Source organism: Mangrovimonas sp. CR14 (assembly GCF_011764015.1).
GTDB lineage: Bacteria > Bacteroidota > Bacteroidia > Flavobacteriales > Flavobacteriaceae > Mangrovimonas > Mangrovimonas futianensis.
In genome coordinates, this window is record NZ_JAAFZY010000001.1 from 62,733 (window position 1) to 84,039 (window position 21,307).

Here is a 21,307-nt window from a genome sequence, read left to right on the forward strand (position 1 = left end):
CCATTTTAAGTCAATGCCTTGATGTAAATCTACACATTTTTTTTATATTTTGAATAACAGGCACTTATAATGGCCTGTTTTCAGCAGTCATTTAAAAATCCCTTAGCTATTTTGCTCTTTCCGCTTAAGTTCAATGACCGTTATTTCGGGCCAAATTCCAGCTCTACCAGGATATCCTAAATACCCCAACCCTCTGTTGACATTAATGTATTGACCTAATTCATTATAAACACCTGCCCAATATTTATAACGCCACTTAATGGGACTCCATTTCACCCAGCCCGGTATTTCCACTCCAAATTGCATCCCATGTGTGTGACCACTTAAGGTTAAATGGTAATGGTAAGGCTCATGCAAGACCACATCTTCCCAGTGTGAAGGGTCATGACTCATTAAAATTTTAAAATCATCAGGTTTAACCCCTTCAGACGCCTTTGTAAGATCTCCTTTCTTAGTGAATCCTCCTCGTCCCCAATTCTCAACTCCTACCAAGGCAATTTTATCTCCATTTCGCTCTAAATACCTACTTTCATTAAGTAATAAGTCATACCCCATATCCTTATGCACCCGCTTTAAATCTTCTAGATTTTGATGCTTTGCCTCATTGCTTTCCCACTCTACATAATCCCCATAATCATGATTCCCCAAAACGGAAAAAACACCATCCTTGGCCTTTAGGGATCCAAACAATGGTTTCCATCGATCCATTTCCGTAGCCGTATTATTTACCAAATCACCTGTAAACATAATCGCGTCCGATTCTTGCTCATTAATCATGTGTACAGCCTGCTGAATCTCCTCGTAATCTGTAAAACTACCAGAATGGATATCGCTAATTTGAGTAATTTTATATCCTTCAAAGGCCTGTGGCAAATCTTCGAAAAACAAAGTGTGCTTGATAACCCTAAAATTATACTTTCCCTTATACATCCCATAAAGCAAAGATGCTACGGGTATTGCAGCTAATCCCATGGCTACTTGACTGATAAACTTTCTACGTTCTGGAAAATAGAAATCCTCCTTTGTTGTAAAAAACCGATCGTATAAGCTTGACACCCCTCTAAAAATATCTTCCCCAATTAATATTGGAATCATCACAAGCAAAAAACTCATGTAGGTTAAAAGAAACCCAAAGGCATAACTTTTACCAGGAGTTAAAACTCGACCTTGGGAAGGTAGGGTAAACTGATAAATAAAATTACCAAAAACTAAAACCGCCAAAATAAAAAACAGAACATGTATCCAAGTGGCTTTGGTAATGGTTCTAATGGCTTGAAATCCATAAATGGTAAGTAGAAGGTAAACAACTATAAAAATTACCCAGCGAATCATAAGTACAATTTGAGCAAAGATAAAGGATATTGCATGCGAAGTATTTTAACAGGATGTTAAAAATCAACTATTTGGTTTCGATATCAAATTAACCATGGCTTTAACCTTTTCTGTAGAGGTCACCGTTAATGTATCTTTACTAAAAAGACCTTCGCCTTGACCTTCACCTATAATCATGGATGCCGAGGAATGAACCTCCTCAAACTCCATTTCTTTGAATTTTAAAATATTATCTTCATTAACTCCCGCTCCGGGCATAACCTTAATTTGGTTCAGACCCAGATCTCTTAATTGAGATAACAAGGTTATTCCCTCGAAGGCTGTGCTTTTTTGCCCAGAACTTAACACTCTGGTTACTCCCAAATCTATTAACTGCAATAAACTTTCCTTTGGATTTAGAACCTCATCAAATGCTCTATGAAATGTAAAAGGTAAATCGCCAGATGCATCTATCAACTCCTTAGTTTGACTGACATTAATAGTACCTTCCAAATGTAAAGCTCCGGAAACAATTCCAGAGCAGCCCAGTTTTTTAAACAACTGGATATCATTCAACATAACCTCCATTTCCTCTGTGGAGTACACAAAATGACCGCTTCTAGGCCTTACTAATGCAAATACTGGGATAGACAATTTATCGACTACCTGTTTCACAAGACCATAACTAGGTGTAATCCCGCCTACTGAAAGCTCTTGACAAAGCTCAATCCGTTTAGCGCCTCCCAATTGGGCATTCTTTGCAGATTCAAAGGAATTTGCACAAACTTCTAAAACCATACTATTTTACTACAATTTCGTCTATAAAAGTCCAAGCTTTGTTTCCTGCTCCTTGCTTCCCTTCTGGAATAGTACCATAATTTGGGACTATCAACTTAAAGCTTGTTGTTCTGATTTTTGGCTCAATTTTAAAATTTACTAGGACTCCTTCACTACTATTAACAGGATATGTAATTTGCTTTCCATTAGCTTCAAAAATAACTTCCTTTGGTGCATAAATCCATTGTCCTTGGCCATCATAAAATCTAGTTGATACAGAATCGATATCAGTCTCCTCTTCAAAATTTATCATAATTTCTAAATCATCCCCCCAAAATCCTAACCATTCCTTATCACCATAACGTGTGCTGCTACCCCATATACCATTGACCAAACCATTTGCACCACTTCCCTGATAAGCTTTATGTGGTGACACATTCAATTCTATATGTTTTCCTACTGCTTTATGTGACCATAATTTTTGATGAAAATCGGATCCTACCTTTTCATCACCCCTAAAAACAGCTGCATGGATCTCCATATCTTTTGAGAACAGTATAGGATGTTCATAAGTTAAGGATTCCTTATTAGGACTGCTTCCATCCAAAGTATATTTAATGATTTTACCATTTGTCAAAGTCTTCATTTCATAAACTGATTTTCCTTCATCCACTAATAAACCACCTTCAATATCATATAAATGATTCGCATAATGAATTCCTAGGGCATCCAATCTTTTATGAAAGTGTTCCACTCTTTGAACAAACTCCTTGTAATTCTTAAATTCAGGTTGCGTCCAAACAACTTCGCTTAACGCCAGTATTCTAGGAAAAACCATATATTCCACCTGTTTGCTGTTTGGTATGTATTCCGTCCATAAATTACCCTGGGCTCCCAATATATGCTTACTCTCTATTTCATCCAATTCCTCTGGAATCGGCTCTAAACTATAAACTTTCTCCAAAGGCAAAAACCCTCCAATGGCTGTTGGCTCGTTACTTCCCTCGGACTGATAATAATCAAAATAACAATGGGATGAAGGCGTCATCACCACATCATTCCCATGTTTGGCAGCAGTAATAGCTCCTTCAAATCCGCGCCAAGACATCACCGTAGAATTTGGCGATAAACCACCCTCTAGAATTTCATCCCAACCAATAATTCTTTTCCCTTTAAGACTTAAATACTTTTCAATTCGTTTAATAAAATAACTCTGAAGTTCAAATTCATCTTTCAATCCCGCTTCTTGAATTCTTTTTTGGCAATTTTCACAAGCTTTCCATCTCGTTTTAGGTGCTTCATCACCTCCAATATGGATATATTCACTAGGAAATAACTCCACCACCTCATCTAACACGCCTTCTAAGAATTCAAATGTTTCATCCTTTGAACAAAAAATATCCTCAAAAACGCCCCAAGTGGTAGCCGTTTCTATGGAATTTCCGGTACAGCCTAATTCAGGATAAGCCGACAATGCTGCTTGGGCATGACCCGGCATCTCAATTTCTGGGATAACCGTTATATGCCTTTCTTTTGCATAAGCCACCACTTCCCTGATTTCTTCCTGAGAATAAAAGCCGCCATAACGTTCATTTTGATATTGAACCGGTTCATCATTGTAATGCCCTTTTAGGGTTTTATCTCTAAAAGCTGCCTCCCCCTGTAGTTTCGGAAACTTTTTTATTTCAATGCGCCACCCCTGATCATCTGTTAAATGCCAATGAAATTTATTGATTTTAAGAAGAGCCAAAGCCTCGATATAAGACTTAATAAAAGATACAGGAAACATATGCCTACTTACATCCAAGTGCATTCCTCTATACTGAAATCGTGGCTCATCTATAATTTCTAAACAAGGAATAACAGCTTTAGAATCACTGAAAGTTCCATTTTCAAAAGAGACAGGAAGCAATTGCCTCAAAGATTGAACTGCATAAAAAGCCCCTTGGTCTGTAGCAGCTTTAATTACTATCCTATTTGGTGTTACATTCAATTGATATCCATCTGCACTTAGATTTTTATTTTCAACAAACTCAATATCCCTTTCAGAAGAACTATTCAATTCCCAACTAGCGCCTTTCTCTATAAACGCTTTTAAATAATTTGAAGAACCTAAGAACAAGGTAGGTGACTTAATTCCAATTGTAGGATTCAATTCGAAAGCTCCTTCAGTGATTTCCAATTGGTTTGGTTGTGGGATGATTTGAGGTAAGATAGCAACTTCCTGTTCTTTTTTACAGGAAAGTAAGCCTAACAAAAAAAGACAACTTGCCAAAAGTTTCTTGATATTCATTTTTACTATATTAGAAGCCTTAAATGTAGCAATCTAAATTTTAATGAAATTCAAATTTTCTCCTCTTTTTATTGTCGTTCTTTTAATTAGCAGTTGTCAAAAACCTTCATCATCTACAAATCCTGAAACAGAAGACCAAAACCTTACTTCCTATGTGAATCCGTTTATTGGAACTGGAGGCCACGGCCATACTTTTCCGGGTGCCACTCTTCCATTTGGAATGATGCAATTAAGCCCAGACACAAGACTAGATGGATGGGATGGATGTTCAGGATATCATTACTCAGACTCTTATATTTATGGTTTTTCACATACCCACCTAAGCGGAACAGGAGTTAGCGATTATGGTGATATTTTGTTAATGCCCACTACAAGTGTTCAATTCAACAATGGCTCTGATGGCAAACCAGGTTACAAAGCGCCTTTTACACATAAAAATGAAATTGCAACGCCGGGATATTATGAAGTTAAATTGGATTCTACAGATATTAAAGTGAATTTAACGGTATCACAAAGAAGTGGTATTCACCAATATCAATTTCCGAGTCATGACAATCAATTTGTAGTTTTGGATCTCGAACACCGAGACAAGCTATTATCGCACGAAATCACCCAAATTGACAATAAAACCATTCAAGGACATAGGCATAGTGCCGCTTGGGCTACAGACCAACGTTTGTACTATTATATCACTTTTTCCGAAGAAATTGCATCCATACAATACAATCAAGAAAATCAACCCACCAAAGCGGTTTTTGAATTCAAAAATCCAAATAACAATCCTATTTACGCAAAAGTTGGCATTTCAGCTGTTGATGGGGATGGAGCAAGAAAAAACTTAGAGCAAGAAATAGGTCAAAAATCATTTGACGAAGTTAAATCTGAAGCTCAAGACTTGTGGGAAAGTCAATTACAAAAAATAGTAGTGGAAACACCTCATCAAGATGATAAGGTTAATTTTTATTCGGCGCTTTACCACACGATGATTGCCCCTAATTTATATCAAGATGTGGATGGCAGATATCGAGGTATGGATTTAAAAATCCATCAAAATGAAGATTTTGACTACTATACTGTTTTTTCGCTTTGGGACACTTACAGAGCCACCCATCCGCTTTACACAATTATCGAGCAGGAACGCACCAATGATTTCATCAATACATTTATTGCAAAAAATAAAGAGGGAGGTATCATGCCAATCTGGGACTTATCTGGCTGCTACACCGGTTGCATGATTGGTTACCATGCGGTTCCTGTCATTGCAGACGCCTATTTAAAAGGTATTCGAGGTTATGATGCAGATCAGGCTTTTGAGGCCATGGTAAATTCTGCCACTCAAGACCATTTAGGTCTCGACTCATATAAATCCTTGGCTTTTATTCCCGTAGAAAACGAAAGTGAATCCGTTTCAAAAACATTGGAATATGCTTATGACGATTGGACCATTGCGCAAATGGCCAAAGCCATGGGAAATGAAAAAGTTTATGAAGATTATCTGCAGCGGGCCCAATTCTACAAAAACATATTTGACCCAGAAAGTCAATTCATGAGAGGTCGTTTTAGAAATACCTGGTTTGCTCCGTTTGACCCTTACGAAGTAAATTTTAATTACACCGAGGCAAACTCATGGCAATATAGCTTTTATGTCCCTCAGGATATCTCAGGCTTTATGACCTTATTGGGCGGAAAAGAGGCTTTAGAAAAAAGATTGGATGATCTGTTTACAGCAAATGTAGAAACCTCAGGTAGGCAACAAGCAGATATTACAGGGCTTATAGGGCAATATGCCCATGGAAACGAGCCTAGTCATCATATGGCTTACCTCTATAATTTTGTAAACAAACCTTATAAAACACAAGAACGCGTTTCTCAAATTTTAAACGAGTTATACCAAAATGACCCTGATGGTATTTCAGGCAATGAAGACTGCGGACAAATGAGCGCTTGGTACGTGTTTAGTTCTATGGGATTTTATCCCGTTACACCAGGCTCGAATACTTACATTATAGGAACGCCACTAATGGAAGAATCAACCATTCATTTAGAGAATGGCAACACTTTTACCATCATTGCTGAAAACCTCTCTAAAGAAAATAAATACATTCAATCGGTCCTTCTTAATGATACCTCCTTAGAACAAACATTTATCAATCATGAGGATATTATCAAAGGAGGTTCCCTCAAGTTTACAATGGGGAATACGCCTTCCCAATGGGGAACTCAAGATGGCGATCAACCGAAAACCTCTATAGACGAACACCTTATTGTTCCGGTTCCATTTATAGCTGAAGGAGATGTTGCCTTTAAAGGCGAAACATTAGTAGCTTTAAAGAGTGTTGATGTAAAGTCTAACATTTTCTATAGTGTTAATGGCATAGACTTTATTGAGTACAAAAAGCCTTTTAAAATCTCAGATAAAACTGAACTAAAAGTTTATGCAGAATCTCAAGGAAAAAGGAGTCCTATTGTTTCGACCCAATTTTACAAGATTGATCCAAATATTTCTATTGAGTTAAAAAAACCTTACGCCAACCAATATAATGGTGGTGGTCAAAATGCTCTCATCGATGGGATTTTTGGAACTCAAGATTTCAGAACAGGCGTTTGGCAAGGTTTCCATGACAGTGATTTAATGGCTACTGTCAATCTGGGTTCAACAAGAACCATTGAGGAAATTGGGATAGGTTTCCTTGAAGACCAACGTTCTTGGATATTCCTGCCTTCAGAAGTAGAGTGCTTTGGGTCAGTAGATGGCACTACATTTGAAAAAATTGATGCCAGTATAAACTTTGATTCTTCCATTCCCAAAGAAAATTCAACCATCCAACGTATTACTTTTAAAACGAAACCAAAATCTTATCAATACATAAAAATCCACGCAAAGACGCTTGGTCAACTTCCAGAATGGCATATAAGCCATGAAGATGGTCGTTCATGGCTTTTTGCAGATGAAATTAGTATCAATTAAATCCACAACCTTATCCCATGGATCAACCAAAATCTTATCGCTCCTCTTTTATCCTATTAACCATATTATTCTTTTTATGGGGGTTTATTACTGTTTTAGTAGACTCACTTATCCCTAGATTAAGAGAGTTATTCACCTTAAGTTATTTTCAAGCAGGCATGGTGCAATTCGCCTTTTTTGGTGCCTACTTTCTATTGTCCATCCCTGCCAGTTATATCCTATCCAAAATTGGATATAAAAAAGGAATTATATTAGGCTTAATCACCATGGCTCTTGGATGCTTTCTATTTTATCCTGCGGCTTCCTATCGTGTTTTCGGCATTTTTATGTTAGCTTACTTTATACTAGCTGGTGGTATCACCATTCTTCAAGTGGCGGCCAATCCCTATGTTGCCGTATTGGGAAGTGAAGAAACAGCCTCCAGTCGACTGAATTTATCCCAAGCTTTTAATTCTCTTGGAACTGCCATTGCCCCAGCCATAGGCGCCTTGTTTATTTTAAGTGATAAAATTAAAACCAAAGAGGAAATTGATGCTTTAGTTGGAGTGGCTAAAGAAAGTTATTTAAGTGCCGAGGCTTCAGCAGTTCAGACACCTTTTGTAGGCTTAGCTATTTTTATCTGTTTGATTGCGGTTTATTTCTTTTTTGCAAAACTGCCCAAGCTTATAAATGAAGAAGAAAAAAGTACCTACAGGGAAGCTTTAAAGGAAAAGAATCTGATGTTGGGCGTTTTGGGTATTTTCTGTTATGTAGGAGCCGAAGTAGCCATCGGAAGTTACTTAGTGAATTACTTTCTAGACATGAATTTGGTTTCTATTATTCATGAAAATGGATTTATGAAAAGTATAGCTGAAACCTTATTGAATTCTGGTTTAGCCGAAACAGACGACAAAGCCGTGGTAGGAGTTTTTGTAACCTTCTACTGGTCTGGTGCTATGATAGGTAGGTTTATAGGTTCTTATCTAACAACCATTTTTAACCCAGGAAAAGTGCTTTCCAGCTTTGCCATTATTACCATTTGCCTCATAGGCGTTTCCATAAGCACCACAGGATTAATTTCCATGTGGAGTATTTTAGCCGTTGGCCTTTTCAATTCCATCATGTTCCCAACTATTTTTACCTTGGCAATTGATGGTATCGGAAAACTCAAGCCGAAAGGCTCAGGACTCTTATGTACGGCTATTGTTGGTGGCGCCATCATTCCTCCTACATATGGCTTCCTTACGGATAATATTGGTTTCAAATGGGCATTATTATTTGTAATTTGCTGCTATGGGTACATTATGTATTATGGTTATAGAAATTCCAAAAAACAAATTGAAATATGAAACGAAGAGATTTCATTAAAAGCACATCACTAACCGGGATGAGTTTGGCCGTTGGATCAACTTTAATAGGATGTGAATCAAACGCGTCCAAGGAAGCCTCACAAACAAATGAAAGCGTGGGAGCCCTTGAAAATGCATTCCCCGTCGTAGTTGCCACTTGGAACGTTAAGGAAGCTACCGCCAAAGCTTGGGAGGTTCTTCAAGCTGGAGGTAAGGCACTTGATGCTGTTGAACAAGGATGCATGGTTGAAGAAGCTAACGAAAAAGGTCAATCTGTAGGGAAAGGAGGGCTCCCAGATAGAGATGGACATGTCACTTTGGATGCCTGCATTATGAATGAAAATGGGGATTGTGGTTCAGTCGTTTATTTGGAAAACATTACCCATGCGGTTTCTGTGGCAAGAATGGTGATGGAAGAAACACCACATGTGATGTTGGCTGGTAAGGGCGCTGAACGATTTGCTTATGAACAAGGGTTCCAGAAGGAAGATCTCCTAACCGAATCTTCCAAAAAAGCGTGGGAAGATTGGAAAGTAAAAAGCGAATACAAACCTATTATCAATATTGAAAATCATGATACTATAGGCATGTTAGCTATAGATAAAAATGGTGACATTTCGGGTGCATGTACTACGAGTGGATTGGCCTATAAAATGTCGGGACGCGTGGGTGATTCGCCTATTATAGGCTCTGGGCTTTTCGTCGATAATGAAGTTGGTGCCTGTGTAGCTACAGGATTAGGAGAAGAGGTTGTAAAGACCGTAGGAAGCTTTCTGGTAGTTGAACTCATGAGACAAGGAAAAACACCTCAAGAGGCTTGTGAAGAAGCCATTAGGCGCATTGTAAGCAAACCAAATAGTAATTACAAAAACTTTCAAGTAGGTTATATAGCTTTAAATAAAAAGGGCGAAACTGGATTTCATTCCATTCATAAAGGATTCACTATGACAAAATTTCAAAATGGTGAAAATGAGCAAATTGAATCAACTCATTATGTATAAAGATTAGAATTTTTATCGAAAAGTGCATTTCGTCGATGTTTTTTGATTCAAGATGCAGATAATCAAAAAGTTTCCGTGATTCAACTAATTTTTTTCATTTCAACCTATTAGGTAATGTTTCTTTGTTGCAGAAATTAATCAAACAAGCATTACAATCATGAAAAAATTAGTTTTCACTTTCATTCTAACAGTAACCACTACGGCGTTTTACGCTCAAGAAGATGTTAAGAAAGAGTCACAGGATTTAAGTAATGATACTACAGAAGTTGTTGTAACTCCTGTTAAAAATACAGTTGCTCTAAAAAATAGCACTAAAAAGAGATTGTTGATTGAGTCTAACTTTGACAAGTCTTTATTCCTTTTCAGAGGAAGAAAATCTAAAAGAGAAAAACTTTGCTAAGACTCTAAAACCATTTTATTGTCCACTCCATCAATCTTTGTTTAATATTCGAATAAGGAGGGAATAACAAACTTAAAGCCCCTCCAAGATACTGCTTCATAACCGATCTTTTATTTGAAAAGGCCTCAAAGCCATAATATCCATGGCTTTTCCCAATACCACTATTATTAATTCCTCCAAATGGCAAATGGTGATTTGCATATTGCAAAACACTCGTGTTAATTGCCGTAGAACCAGCACGGGTATTTTTAATGATTTTTTTTGAATTCCTTTTTTTGGACGTATATATATAAAGTGCCAAAGGTTTTTCTCTCGAGTTCACATAATTGATGGCTTCATCCAATTCTTTAAATGTTTTAATTGGGAGAATAGGGCCAAAAATTTCCTCTTTCATGAGACCAGAAGAATCCAATAGATTTGAAATCACTGTTGGTTCAATAAACCTCTCCTCCAATTGATAATCCCCTCCAATATGTATATTTGACCCGTTTGTTATAGCTTCTTCAATCAAACCGGTTAATCTTAAGAAATGTTTTTCATTGACTGTTCGGCTGTAATCTGGAGAAGATTTAATGTCTTTTGAATACATGTCTGTTATTTGACTTGCTAATGCTTCCAAAAATGCCTCTTTAACTGATTCCTGAATAAGTACATAATCTGGAGAAACACATATCTGTCCATTATTTAAAAATTTAGCCCATGCAATTCGTTTGGCCGCAGTTTTTAGGTTGGCCGTTTCATCGACAATGGTTGGAGACTTCCCTCCCAACTCAAGAGTTACTGAAGTTAAATGTTTTGAAGCTGCTTCCATGACTATTTTTCCAACAAACGGAGAACCCGTAAAAAAGATATGATTAAAAGGCAACTTTAATAAATCTTTTGAAGCTTGCGTTTCTCCTTCCACTAATGCCACTTCCTTCTCATCAAAAATCTCATTTATAATTTTTGCCATCACCCTTGAAGCATGAGGTGTCATTTCAGATGGCTTCAAAATCACAGTATTACCCGCGGCAATGGCACTTACCAAAGGTCCAAAAGTTAAATTAACAGGAAAGTTCCAAGGTGAAATAATTAGGCAAACCCCTTTAGGTTCATGTCTTACCCAAGATGTAGTTCCCCAAAGTGATAATGGTGTCTTTACTCTTTCATTTTTCATCCACTTTTTCAGATGCCGCTTAACGTACTTGATCTCCCCAATTACCGGATATATTTCGGTCAAATCAGTCTCTAAATATGGCTTTCTAAAATCTTCATAAAGGGCTTTTTTGATTTCCTCCCTATAGGTAAACTCTACGGCATGTTTTAAAGCACTGAGCTTTTTGATTCGTTCCCTATAAGAGGTATTCCCTACACTAAATTGATATCCCTTTTGCTTATTGAAAAGTGGTAGATATGGATTTTCCACAGCATTGATGTTTATAATCAGAAAAATACAAATTGTAATTTAATTAATATTAGATACCCAGCTAGTTTTTGTAGTTTTATATCCTTACAAATACACGACTATGTCTGACAAAAAACGATTATTTCTAGTTGATGCCTATGCCCTAATTTTCAGAGGATATTATGCATTTATAAAAAACCCAAGAATAAACTCCCAAGGCATCGACACCTCAGCCATTATGGGATTTATGAATTCCCTTCTAGACGTAATAAAAAGGGAGCGACCAGACCATTTGGCCGTTTGTTTTGACAAAGGAGGAAGTGCTGACAGAGTAGAAATGTTTGAAGCCTATAAAGCCAATAGGGATGAAACTCCAGAAGCGATCAAAATTGCTGTTCCATATATTCATGAAATCCTAAAAGCAATGCACATCCCTATCATGGAAAAGGAGGGTTTTGAGGCAGATGATATTATAGGAACCCTCTCCAAACAAGCCGAGGAACAAGGATACCAAACTTTTATGGTGACTCCAGATAAGGATTTTGGCCAATTAGTAACTGAAAACACTTTTATGTATCGTCCCAAATCCTTTGGGGGCGGATACGAAATTTGGGGCATTCCAGAAGTGCAAAAGAAATTTGAAGTTGAAAGACCTGAGCAAGTCATTGACTTTTTGGGAATGATGGGTGATGCCTCCGACAATATACCTGGCTTACCGGGTGTGGGCGAAAAAACTGCCAAAAAGTTCATACAACAATACGGGAGTATGGAAGCTCTTTTTGAAAATACCCATGAACTTAAAGGGAAGATGAAGGAAAAGGTGGAAGCCAATAAAGAATTGGGATTACTCTCCAAGAAATTGGCAACCATCATGCTTGATGTGCCAGTAACTTTTGATTACAAAGATTTTGAAATGTCAGAGCCCGATATTGAGGCTGTAAAAAACATTTTTCAAACGCTTGAATTTAGAAGATTAACAGAGAATTTCATCAAAACATTTGCTTCAGAAAAAGAGGAGGCTCTTTTGGACAAACCGAAGCAAGAAGACGTTACTAAAGTCAAAAAGCCGGCTTCAGCGGGATCTGGACAATTTTCATTATTTGGTGGCGATGAGGAAGATGTTGCAAATTCTACCAACACGTTTACCCGAAGTACCTCTGAATCTATATCCCATTTTTATCAAAGTATCGCAACACCCTTAGCTTTTCAGTTGTTCTTTGAAAAATTAATGAAACAATCATCTGTCTGTTTTGATACTGAAACCACAGGTTTGGATCCCTTAACAGCAGAATTGGTTGGGATTGCCTTCTCTTGGGAAGCAGGAAAAGGATTTTACCTTCCCTTTCCAGAAAAAAGGGAAGAAGCACAAGAATTAATTGAAAAATTACGCCCCTTTTTTGAAAATGACCAAATTGAAAAAATTGGTCAGAATCTAAAATATGACATTAAGGTTTTAGCCAAATATCAAGTAGAAGTCAAAGGAAAACTGTTTGATACCATGTTGGCCCATTACCTTATTAATCCAGATATGAGGCATAACATGGATGTGTTAAGCGAGACCTATCTTAACTACACACCTATTTCCATTGAAAGTCTAATTGGGAAAAAAGGAAAAAACCAACTTTCCATGAGGGAAGTCCCTCTAAATAAACAAACCGAATATGCCGTTGAAGATGCTGATATTACACTGCAATTAAAGCAACATTTTCAGAATGAATTAGGAGAAGCAAACACCCAAACTCTTTTTGATGGTATTGAAATACCACTGTTACGAGTTCTTGCAGCTATGGAATTAGAGGGGATCAATTTAGATTGTGACTATTTGAAAACCCTTTCTGAAGCATTAGAAAAAGATATTAAGAGTTTAGAGGAACGCATTTATAAAGAAGCAGGAGAAACCTTTAACATTTCTTCTCCAAAGCAGCTAGGGGACATTTTATTTGATAAAATGAAGTTGGTTGATAAACCCAAGAAAACCAAGTCTGGTCAATATAGTACTGCCGAAGATGTATTGAGTTACCTAGCCAAAGATCACGAAATCATTCGGGATGTATTGGAATATAGAGGACTAACCAAATTAAAGAGTACTTATGTAGATGCCCTACCCCTTCAAGTGGAAAAAAGCACTGGAAGAGTACACACAGATTATATGCAAACCGTAGCGGCCACTGGTAGATTGAGCAGCAATAACCCGAACCTTCAAAACATACCTATCAGAACTGAACGCGGGAGACAAGTAAGAAAAGCATTTATTCCCAAAAATGAGGATTTTACACTTATGGCCGCAGATTATTCCCAAATTGAATTGCGTATTATTGCAGCATTGAGTGAGGAAGAAACGATGATTGAGGCCTTTAATCATGGTGAAGACATCCATGCCTCCACCGCCGCCAAGGTATTCAATGTCGATATTAAGGATGTGACTCGAGAACAGAGAAGCAATGCAAAAACTGTTAACTTCGGAATCATTTATGGAGTATCTGCCTTTGGTTTGAGCAATCAAACCGATCTATCCAGAAGCGAAGCTAAGGAACTCATAGACACCTACTATGAAACCTATCCTAAATTAAAAAGTTACATAGGCAAACAAGTTGATTTTGCGAGGGATCACGGTTATGTGCAAACCGTTTTGGGAAGACGTCGTTATTTAAAGGACATTAATTCTAGAAATGCCGTAGTTCGTGGAGCAGCAGAAAGAAATGCCGTTAACGCCCCCATTCAAGGAAGCGCAGCAGACATTATCAAATTAGCAATGATTGCCATCCATAAAAAATTGAAGGAAGGCCAATTTAAAACAAAAATGCTCCTTCAAGTTCATGACGAATTGGTATTTGATGTTTTTAAACCTGAACTGGAAGAAATAAAAGAACTCATCAAGCATGAAATGGAAAATGCATTCAAATTATCCGTACCTTTAGATGTAGAATTAGACACCGGAAACAACTGGTTAGAAGCTCATTAAAATTGGAACCCATGAAATACAATCTTTTAGCATTAATGTGTTTTGCCATCATCTCATGCAAAAACGAATCAAAAACAACTTCCCAATTTCCTGTTGTTGCTGCCTTTGACTCCATAACTGAAATCTATAAAGCTGAACACGATGATTTTAGTTTTAAAATCATGAGAAAATCTGACGATTCTTTGTTCATGCTCGATTTAAACAATGAAAAAGTATATAACTTGACGAGGAAGTCATCGGGAAGTGGCGAAAAATATATGACTGCCGACGGAAAGATTCTTTGGCTGAAAGGGGAAAACTTTATGTGGGGGACGGATAACCAAACTGAATATCAAGGTACCATTCGCAGTGCAGAATCTAACACTATGTCAAGTAGCGAATCCCATGGAATCTATGGTACTTATATTGATAATAGTTATGAGAAACGTAATGAAGGTTATGATTGGGTTTCAGTAACTGTGACTCCATTCAATGAGCACCAAGCCCTCATTTCTGTAAGATCTCGCATCGACCAAAAGAAACCAACATGCTCATTTGATGCTTTGGCAAATATTCAAGACACCAACACCATGAGCTGTAATATAAATGGAGCATATATAATCTTTTCTTTCAATGACGATAAAATTTCCATTAACGGGAATAATGAAGAAGACAACAACAAATTGTACTTTTTCTGTTCAGGTGGTGGAACCATAAAAGGAACTTATAAAAAATTGGATACCCCAATTGACAAAACACAAGTAGACAATACCGATTACATTAAGTTTCATAGTTACCCAAACGGGTTGGCTGTTAGGATCACTGCTAAGGACAAAAACTTACAAATCTCTCCCATTGGTCTTACCCTAAAAGACCAAGATGCAAATATCCCTTATCAAGGTGATGTCTATAATTCTGAAATGGATGACCTAGACGCCAATGGCTCACCCGAAATCTATATTTATGTACAAGAATTAAAAAATGGCATCCCATTTAGAAAAGTCATTGCTTACTCCTTTAATGGAACATCTTCTATGACTCCAATCTATATGGCGCCTATTGAAGATAACCCCGAACTATCAATAGGTTATGAAGGTTATGATGAGTTTGCTGTAGTAGAAGGCAGCTTGATCAGGCGGTTTCCTAATGCAGAAGGAGGTATCAAACAAATACAATACAAACTTACTCCAGGAGAAGCCATGTGGCAGCTAACGCCCGATAAAGTGACTACCTATTAAAGGAATTTGGATATTTATTAAAATCAGTTTTTTTAATTTTATCAAACCCAATTAATTAGGAAAGGTTTACTTTTGTCCACCAGTGTTCCCAAATGAAATTTAAACTAGATAAATTTGTTTTAGCTATTATAACGGTGGTTATTTTAGCTTATTTTTTTCCAGATCTGGCTAAGGAAGACAGCCCAATAAACTTGGGTAGAATAGGCAGTATTGGCATTTCATTTATTTTTTTCTTTTACGGTTTGAAATTAAGCCCCAAGGAAATCGCTTCCGGCCTTAAAAACTGGAGACTACATGTATTAATTCAAGCTACTACTTTTTTACTGTTCCCTTTATTGGTGCTTCCATTTAAACCGCTTATTTCAGCTGAAAATGAAACCTTGTGGTTGGCATTTTTATTTTTGGCGGCACTCCCATCTACGGTATCTTCATCTGTGGTAATGGTCTCCATAGCAAAAGGTAATATTCCTGCTGCCATTTTTAACGCCAGTATTTCTGGATTAATTGGTATAGTTGTGACACCTTTATGGATTGGACTGTTCCAAAATCAAAGTAATTCTGATTATGATTTAGGGCAAATTTACCTCAAATTATTAACTGAAATATTACTCCCAGTTTTCATAGGTTTGATCCTCCATCGCTTTCTAGGCAAATTCGCCAAGAAGAACAGCAAGTACTTGACCCTTTTTGATAAATCGGTTATCCTCCTTATTATATATAAGAGTTTTTCGGAATCTTTTCTTGGGAAAATTTTTGAATCCGTTAATTTCATGGATTTGATTCTTATTTTCTGCTTAGTGATCACCATCTTTATAATAGTCTATTTAACCATAGGGAAAATTTCAAAATGGTTGGGTTTTTCAAAAGAAGATCAAATAACAGCCAAGTTTTGTGGCACTAAAAAATCACTAGTACATGGAACCGTATTCTCAGATATTCTATTTCAACACACTTCGGCCATCGGAATCCTATTATTGCCTTTAATGTTATTTCACGCCATCCAGATTTTCATCATCAGTATCATTGCTAATAAATTATCCCAATACAGCATAGAATAGAATTAAAAGTATTACAATAATCGTTATAAGAAACCTAGTTTAACCTTGGAATTGAATTATGCGCACCAGAAGACCTCAAAAATATTTTCAAAACATCCTTCAATAATCTTCTTTATACCAAACTTTTACCTTAAAAAAAAGCCTTTCTAAAAAATAAAACCATACTATTTGGTAATCAGCAAGATTATCGTAAATTTGCAAACTCTTTTTAGGAGAGGAATGTTTAATTATTAAATTTTAAAAGTGTGGACACATTAAGCTACAAAACAGTTTCAGCAAACAAAGCCACTGTAAACAAAGAGTGGGTTTTGGTTGATGCTGAAGGACAGTCTTTAGGTCGCTTAGCTTCTAAAGTTGCAAAACTTTTAAGAGGTAAGCACAAGCCTAACTTCACGCCACACGTTGATTGTGGGGATAACGTGATTGTTATCAACGCGGAAAAAATCAACTTAACCGGAAACAAGTGGACGGAAAAGGTTTACCTACGTCATACAGGTTATCCAGGTGGGCAAAGAAGTTTAACCGCTACCGAAATGTTCGCTAAAGATCCAGCGAGATTGGTAGAAAAATCAGTAAAAGGAATGTTGCCTAAGAACAAATTAGGGGCAAATTTATTCCGTAACCTTAGCGTTGTTGTTGGTTCAGAGCACACTCACGAAGCTCAAAAACCAAAAACAATCAATTTAAACGAATTTAACTAATGGAAGTAATTCACAAAATTGGCCGTAGAAAAACGGCTGTTGCACGTGTGTATGTTGCCCCAGGAAAAGGGAACATCACGATTAACAAAAAGGACTTGGCTATCTACTTTCCTACTGCTACATTACAGTACAAAGTAAATCAACCTCTAGCCATGACCAACAATGATGGCAACTTTGACATTACTGTTAATGTCTATGGTGGTGGTATTACTGGTCAAGCAGAAGCAGTTCGTTTGGCTCTTTCTCGTGCTATGTGCGAAATTGATGCTGAAAACAGAACTATTTTGAAACCAGAGGGATTATTGACAAGAGATCCAAGAATGGTAGAGCGTAAGAAATTCGGTCAGAAGAAAGCTCGTAAGAAATTCCAGTTCTCTAAACGTTAATATATTCCGCTTGATTTGGGATATCATCCAGAATTACTCAAATCATTATATAAAATTAAATTATTAACCGTTTTTGTTGTCCTAGAGTAATTTCGGGATTTAGTTTAGCATCTAAATGGCTAAGGCATCTTTTTAAAGTACCACTTAACCATTGCTAATTCAACAGAACGTAAACTATTTACAAAAAATGGCAAACGCAGACGTAAAAGAGTTATTAAAAGCCGGTGTTCACTTTGGACACTTAACTCGCAAATGGGATCCAAACATGGCTCCTTACGTGTATATGGAGCGTAATGGCATCCATATCATTAACCTTTACAAAACAGCAGCTAAAATTGATGAGGCTTCTGAGGCATTGAGCAAAATTGCCGCTTCAGGTCGTAAAATTTTATTTGTTGCTACTAAAAAACAAGCAAAAGATATCGTAGCTGAAAAAGCAGGAGGAATCAACATGCCTTACATCACTGAAAGATGGCCAGGTGGAATGTTGACAAACTTTGTAACTATCAGAAAAGCTGTTAAGAAAATGGCTTCTATTGATAGAATGAAAAAAGACGGTACTTTCGCTTCTCTTTCTAAAAAAGAGAAATTACAAATTGATCGTCAAAGAGCTAAACTAGAAAAGAACTTAGGTTCTATTAGCGACATGACCCGTATTCCAGGAGCATTATTTGTGGTGGACATTAAGCGTGAGCACATCGCGATTAAAGAAGCACAAAAATTAAACATTCCAATCTTCGCGATGGTGGATACAAACTCTGATCCACGTCAAGTTGATTACGTAATTCCATCAAATGATGATGCTACTAAATCAATTGAAAAAATCTTAACCTATGTAACAGAAGCTATTTCTGGAGGTTTAGCAGAACGTAAAGCTGAGAAAGATTCTTCTAAAGCTGATAAGCCTGCAAAAGCTGCAAAGAAAAAAGCAGTTTCAGAGGAAGAAGAATAAACTAAACATAATCATTACATAACATTAAACAAGTCGTTTAGTTTGTTTCTTTACTGAACATCAACTAAACGACTTTTTTTAAAATACATAGACTATGAGTACTACAGTAAAAGTAACAGCTGCAGAAGTAAACAAACTAAGACAAGCTACTGGTGCAGGTATGATGGACTGCAAGAAAGCTTTAGTTGAGGCTGAAGGGGACTTTGATAAAGCCATTGATGTATTACGTAAAAAAGGACAAAAAGTAGCTGAGAAAAGAGCAGATAGAGATTCTTCTGAAGGAGCTGCTGTTGCTAAAATCAATGCAGACCAAACTGCTGGTGTTGCTATTGTTTTAGGTTGTGAAACTGATTTCGTTGGTAAAAATGAAAACTTTTTAGCGTTAGCTAACGAGTTTGCTGAGCTAGCTTTGAATTATGACTCAAAAGAAGCCTTTTTAGCAGCAGACTTTGGTGGAATGACCGTGGCTGATAAATTAGTTGAGCAAACTGGTGTTATCGGTGAAAAACTAGATATTACCTCTTTCGAGAAATTAGAAGCTGCTTATGTAGGTTCTTATGTTCATATCAATAAAATTGCTGCTTTAGTAGGAATCACTGCTAAAGTTGACAATGCTGATGTTTTAGTGAAAGATGTAGCAATGCAAGTAGCCTCAATGGGAGCAACTACTTTATCTTACAAAGATTTTGATCCTGCATTCGTTTCTTCAGAAACTGAAGCTAGAATTGCTGTTATTGAAAAAGATAATGAAGAATTAGCTCGTTTAGGAAAAACATTGAAAAATGTTCCTAAATACATTTCTATGGCGCAATTAACTCCTGAAGTATTGGCTCAAGCTGAAGCAGATGCTAAAGCGGAATTGGCTGCTGAAGGAAAACCAGAACAAATCTGGGATAGAATTTTACCAGGTAAAATGGAGCGTTTCATTTCTGACAACACAACTCTTGACCAAGAGAAATGTTTGTTAGATCAGAAATTCATCAAAGATGAAAAGCAAACCGTTGCAGATTACGTTTCTTCATATGGTGATGTTGAAATCTCTGGATTTAAACGTGCTACAGTAGGATAATAAACGGTCCTGATAAGTCAGGTAACCAATAAATACAACCACCATTCTTTTATTAGAATGGTGGTTTTTTTATTCATAAAACCCAATTGATATAAATTCAAAAAAGAAAAAATTATGTAGTTTTGCTAAACTTTCAAAGTCAGCATGAAATACAAAAGAATTCTCTTAAAATTATCAGGTGAAGCCTTAATGGGCGGTCGCCAATATGGAATTGATCCAGAACGTTTAGCCGAATATGCAGAAGACATTAAAGCCATAACAGAGCTAGGTGTAGAAGTTGCCGTTGTTATAGGTGGTGGTAACATTTTTAGAGGTGTTGCAGGAGCCAGTAATGGTATGGATCGTGTGCAAGGAGACCATATGGGTATGTTGGCAACTATTATAAACGGTTTGGCCCTCCAAAGTGCTTTAGAAAATGCAGGTGTTGGGACCCGACTTCAAAGTGCCATTAAAATCAATGAAGTGGCAGAACCTTTTATCAGAAGACGTGCTATGAGACACCTTGAAAAAGGCCGTGTCGTTATTTTTGGTGGTGGTACAGGGAATCCTTATTTCACTACAGATTCTGCAGCTGTTTTAAGAGCTATTGAAATTGAAGCTGATGTGATTTTAAAGGGAACTCGTGTAGATGGCATATACACAGCCGACCCTGAAAAAGATTCCAATGCAGTTAAGTTTGATTACATTTCTTTTGATGAAGTCCTTAAGAAAGGTCTTAAAGTTATGGATACAACCGCTTTCACTCTAAGCCAAGAAAACGAATTACCTATCATTGTATTTGACATGAATAAAAAGGGGAATTTGTTGAAAGTAGTTTCAGGTGAAAAAGTTGGAACTAAGGTTAATTTATAATATCTTTTACATCAAGCTTTGGCTTGTTTTTTGTAGCTATCATTTAATTTTTAATTACAATATTCTATGAACGAAGAGATTGATTTCATTTTAGATACCACAAAAGAATCTATGGATAGTGCCCTTAAGCACTTAGAAAAACAACTCGTAAACATTCGTGCTGGTAAAGCAAGTCCTGCTATGCTAGGAAGTGTCATGGTTGATTATTATGGATCACAAACTCCTTTAAGCCAAGTGGCCAATGTCAATACTCCTGATGGTAGAACTATTTCAGTACAACCTTGGGAAAAATCCATGCTTCAAGAAATAGAAAAAGCCATCATGATTGCTAACTTAGGTTTCAATCCTATGAATAATGGCGACATGATCATCATTAATGTTCCACCTTTGACAGAGGAAAGAAGGAAAGATTTGGCCAAACAAGCAAAATCTGAAGCCGAAGATGCTAAGGTAGGAGTTAGAAATGCACGAAAAGATGCAAACAATGATTTAAAAAAGTTGGATGCTTCAGAAGATTTAAAGAAGAATGCAGAAATTGATGTACAAGAATTAACTGATAAATACGTTAAGCAAATAGACCAAATATTAGAAGTTAAGGAAAAAGAGATCATGACAGTATAAGAAAAAGCGACTTCTATAGGTCGCTTT

General features: G+C 36.8%; 17 protein-coding genes. 13 read left to right on the top strand and 4 right to left on the bottom strand.

The annotated features are described in order from the left end of the window. Positions 1-102: 102 nt before the first annotated feature. The 3 genes from GZ212_RS00260 to GZ212_RS00270 form a co-directional block, all read right to left on the bottom strand. Entirely contained in the window at positions 103-1,332 is a 1,230-nt protein-coding gene (locus GZ212_RS00260) for a metallophosphoesterase (RefSeq protein WP_166956130.1), read from the bottom strand. A 63-nt stretch (positions 1,333-1,395) separates the two neighbouring features. Further along, positions 1,396-2,109, bottom strand: a complete 714-nt coding sequence (locus tag GZ212_RS00265; protein ID WP_166956132.1) for a copper homeostasis protein CutC — start codon at positions 2,107-2,109, stop codon at positions 1,396-1,398. A 1-nt stretch (position 2,110) separates the two neighbouring features. Continuing rightward, positions 2,111-4,381, bottom strand: coding sequence for a beta-N-acetylhexosaminidase (locus tag GZ212_RS00270; RefSeq protein ID WP_166956134.1), 2,271 nt, complete (start codon positions 4,379-4,381; stop codon positions 2,111-2,113). A 43-nt stretch (positions 4,382-4,424) separates the two neighbouring features. On the opposite strand from GZ212_RS00270, the gene GZ212_RS00275 reads away from it, so the two are divergent. From GZ212_RS00275 to GZ212_RS00290, 4 genes are all read left to right on the top strand, one after another. Further along, positions 4,425-7,349: a GH92 family glycosyl hydrolase gene (locus tag GZ212_RS00275; protein WP_166956137.1), complete on the top strand. Its 2,925-nt coding sequence runs from the start codon at positions 4,425-4,427 to the stop codon at positions 7,347-7,349. Positions 7,350-7,366: 17 nt separating this feature from the next. Further along, on the top strand, positions 7,367-8,677 hold the full coding sequence (locus tag GZ212_RS00280) for a sugar MFS transporter (RefSeq protein WP_166956139.1): 1,311 nt from the start codon (positions 7,367-7,369) through the stop codon (positions 8,675-8,677). Next, complete coding sequence (locus GZ212_RS00285; RefSeq protein WP_166956142.1) at positions 8,674-9,678, top strand: isoaspartyl peptidase/L-asparaginase family protein; 1,005 nt, start codon at positions 8,674-8,676, stop codon at positions 9,676-9,678. Before GZ212_RS00280 ends, GZ212_RS00285 begins: the two co-directional genes overlap by 4 nt. Before the next feature lie 157 nt (positions 9,679-9,835). After that, positions 9,836-10,078 (top strand): hypothetical protein, encoded by a 243-nt coding sequence (locus GZ212_RS00290; protein WP_166956144.1) that lies wholly within the window; start codon positions 9,836-9,838, stop codon positions 10,076-10,078. Between the two features lie 4 nt (positions 10,079-10,082). Here GZ212_RS00290 and GZ212_RS00295 read toward each other — a convergent pair whose 3' ends face one another. Further along, positions 10,083-11,483, bottom strand: coding sequence for an aldehyde dehydrogenase family protein (locus GZ212_RS00295; protein WP_370520419.1), 1,401 nt, complete (start codon positions 11,481-11,483; stop codon positions 10,083-10,085). A 100-nt stretch (positions 11,484-11,583) separates the two neighbouring features. On the opposite strand from GZ212_RS00295, the gene polA reads away from it, so the two are divergent. From polA to frr, 9 genes are all read left to right on the top strand, one after another. After that, positions 11,584-14,424, top strand: a complete 2,841-nt coding sequence (gene polA / locus GZ212_RS00300) for a DNA polymerase I (RefSeq protein ID WP_166956147.1) — start codon at positions 11,584-11,586, stop codon at positions 14,422-14,424. 11 nt (positions 14,425-14,435) lie between these two features. Further along, positions 14,436-15,641, top strand: coding sequence for an MliC family protein (locus tag GZ212_RS00305; protein WP_166956149.1), 1,206 nt, complete (start codon positions 14,436-14,438; stop codon positions 15,639-15,641). Positions 15,642-15,733: 92 nt separating this feature from the next. Continuing rightward, on the top strand, positions 15,734-16,699 hold the full coding sequence (locus tag GZ212_RS00310; protein WP_166956152.1) for a bile acid:sodium symporter family protein: 966 nt from the start codon (positions 15,734-15,736) through the stop codon (positions 16,697-16,699). Positions 16,700-16,944: 245 nt separating this feature from the next. Continuing rightward, a complete protein-coding gene (rplM, locus tag GZ212_RS00315; protein ID WP_053970500.1) occupies positions 16,945-17,400 on the top strand; it encodes a 50S ribosomal protein L13 in 456 nt (151 codons plus the stop codon). Then, positions 17,400-17,786, top strand: a complete 387-nt coding sequence (gene rpsI, locus GZ212_RS00320) for a 30S ribosomal protein S9 (protein WP_053970501.1) — start codon at positions 17,400-17,402, stop codon at positions 17,784-17,786. The genes rplM and rpsI overlap by 1 nt, the downstream gene beginning before the upstream one ends. A 187-nt stretch (positions 17,787-17,973) precedes the next feature. Continuing rightward, on the top strand, positions 17,974-18,738 hold the full coding sequence (gene rpsB / locus GZ212_RS00325) for a 30S ribosomal protein S2 (RefSeq protein ID WP_053970502.1): 765 nt from the start codon (positions 17,974-17,976) through the stop codon (positions 18,736-18,738). A 94-nt stretch (positions 18,739-18,832) separates the two neighbouring features. Then, complete coding sequence (gene tsf, locus GZ212_RS00330; protein ID WP_166956154.1) at positions 18,833-19,807, top strand: translation elongation factor Ts; 975 nt, start codon at positions 18,833-18,835, stop codon at positions 19,805-19,807. 144 nt (positions 19,808-19,951) lie between these two features. Further along, positions 19,952-20,659 (top strand): UMP kinase, encoded by a 708-nt coding sequence (pyrH, locus tag GZ212_RS00335; RefSeq protein ID WP_053970504.1) that lies wholly within the window; start codon positions 19,952-19,954, stop codon positions 20,657-20,659. 66 nt (positions 20,660-20,725) lie between these two features. After that, positions 20,726-21,280: a ribosome recycling factor gene (frr, locus tag GZ212_RS00340; RefSeq protein WP_053970505.1), complete on the top strand. Its 555-nt coding sequence runs from the start codon at positions 20,726-20,728 to the stop codon at positions 21,278-21,280. Positions 21,281-21,307 lie beyond the last annotated feature (27 nt).

What these genes read in the sequence shown, in the direction of transcription:
- GZ212_RS00260 (WP_166956130.1), bottom strand. Translation starts at nt 1,332, where the DNA reads ATGATTCGCTGGGTAATTTTTATAGTTGTTTACCTTCTACTTACCATT.
- GZ212_RS00265 (WP_166956132.1), bottom strand. Translation starts at nt 2,109, where the DNA reads ATGGTTTTAGAAGTTTGTGCAAATTCCTTTGAATCTGCAAAGAATGCC.
- GZ212_RS00270 (WP_166956134.1), bottom strand. Translation starts at nt 4,381, where the DNA reads ATGAATATCAAGAAACTTTTGGCAAGTTGTCTTTTTTTGTTAGGCTTA.
- GZ212_RS00275 (WP_166956137.1), top strand. Translation starts at nt 4,425, where the DNA reads ATGAAATTCAAATTTTCTCCTCTTTTTATTGTCGTTCTTTTAATTAGC.
- GZ212_RS00280 (WP_166956139.1), top strand. Translation starts at nt 7,367, where the DNA reads ATGGATCAACCAAAATCTTATCGCTCCTCTTTTATCCTATTAACCATA.
- GZ212_RS00285 (WP_166956142.1), top strand. Translation starts at nt 8,674, where the DNA reads ATGAAACGAAGAGATTTCATTAAAAGCACATCACTAACCGGGATGAGT.
- GZ212_RS00290 (WP_166956144.1), top strand. Translation starts at nt 9,836, where the DNA reads ATGAAAAAATTAGTTTTCACTTTCATTCTAACAGTAACCACTACGGCG.
- polA (WP_166956147.1), top strand. Translation starts at nt 11,584, where the DNA reads ATGTCTGACAAAAAACGATTATTTCTAGTTGATGCCTATGCCCTAATT.
- GZ212_RS00305 (WP_166956149.1), top strand. Translation starts at nt 14,436, where the DNA reads ATGAAATACAATCTTTTAGCATTAATGTGTTTTGCCATCATCTCATGC.
- GZ212_RS00310 (WP_166956152.1), top strand. Translation starts at nt 15,734, where the DNA reads ATGAAATTTAAACTAGATAAATTTGTTTTAGCTATTATAACGGTGGTT.
- rpsI (WP_053970501.1), top strand. Translation starts at nt 17,400, where the DNA reads ATGGAAGTAATTCACAAAATTGGCCGTAGAAAAACGGCTGTTGCACGT.
- rpsB (WP_053970502.1), top strand. Translation starts at nt 17,974, where the DNA reads ATGGCAAACGCAGACGTAAAAGAGTTATTAAAAGCCGGTGTTCACTTT.
- tsf (WP_166956154.1), top strand. Translation starts at nt 18,833, where the DNA reads ATGAGTACTACAGTAAAAGTAACAGCTGCAGAAGTAAACAAACTAAGA.
- pyrH (WP_053970504.1), top strand. Translation starts at nt 19,952, where the DNA reads ATGAAATACAAAAGAATTCTCTTAAAATTATCAGGTGAAGCCTTAATG.
- frr (WP_053970505.1), top strand. Translation starts at nt 20,726, where the DNA reads ATGAACGAAGAGATTGATTTCATTTTAGATACCACAAAAGAATCTATG.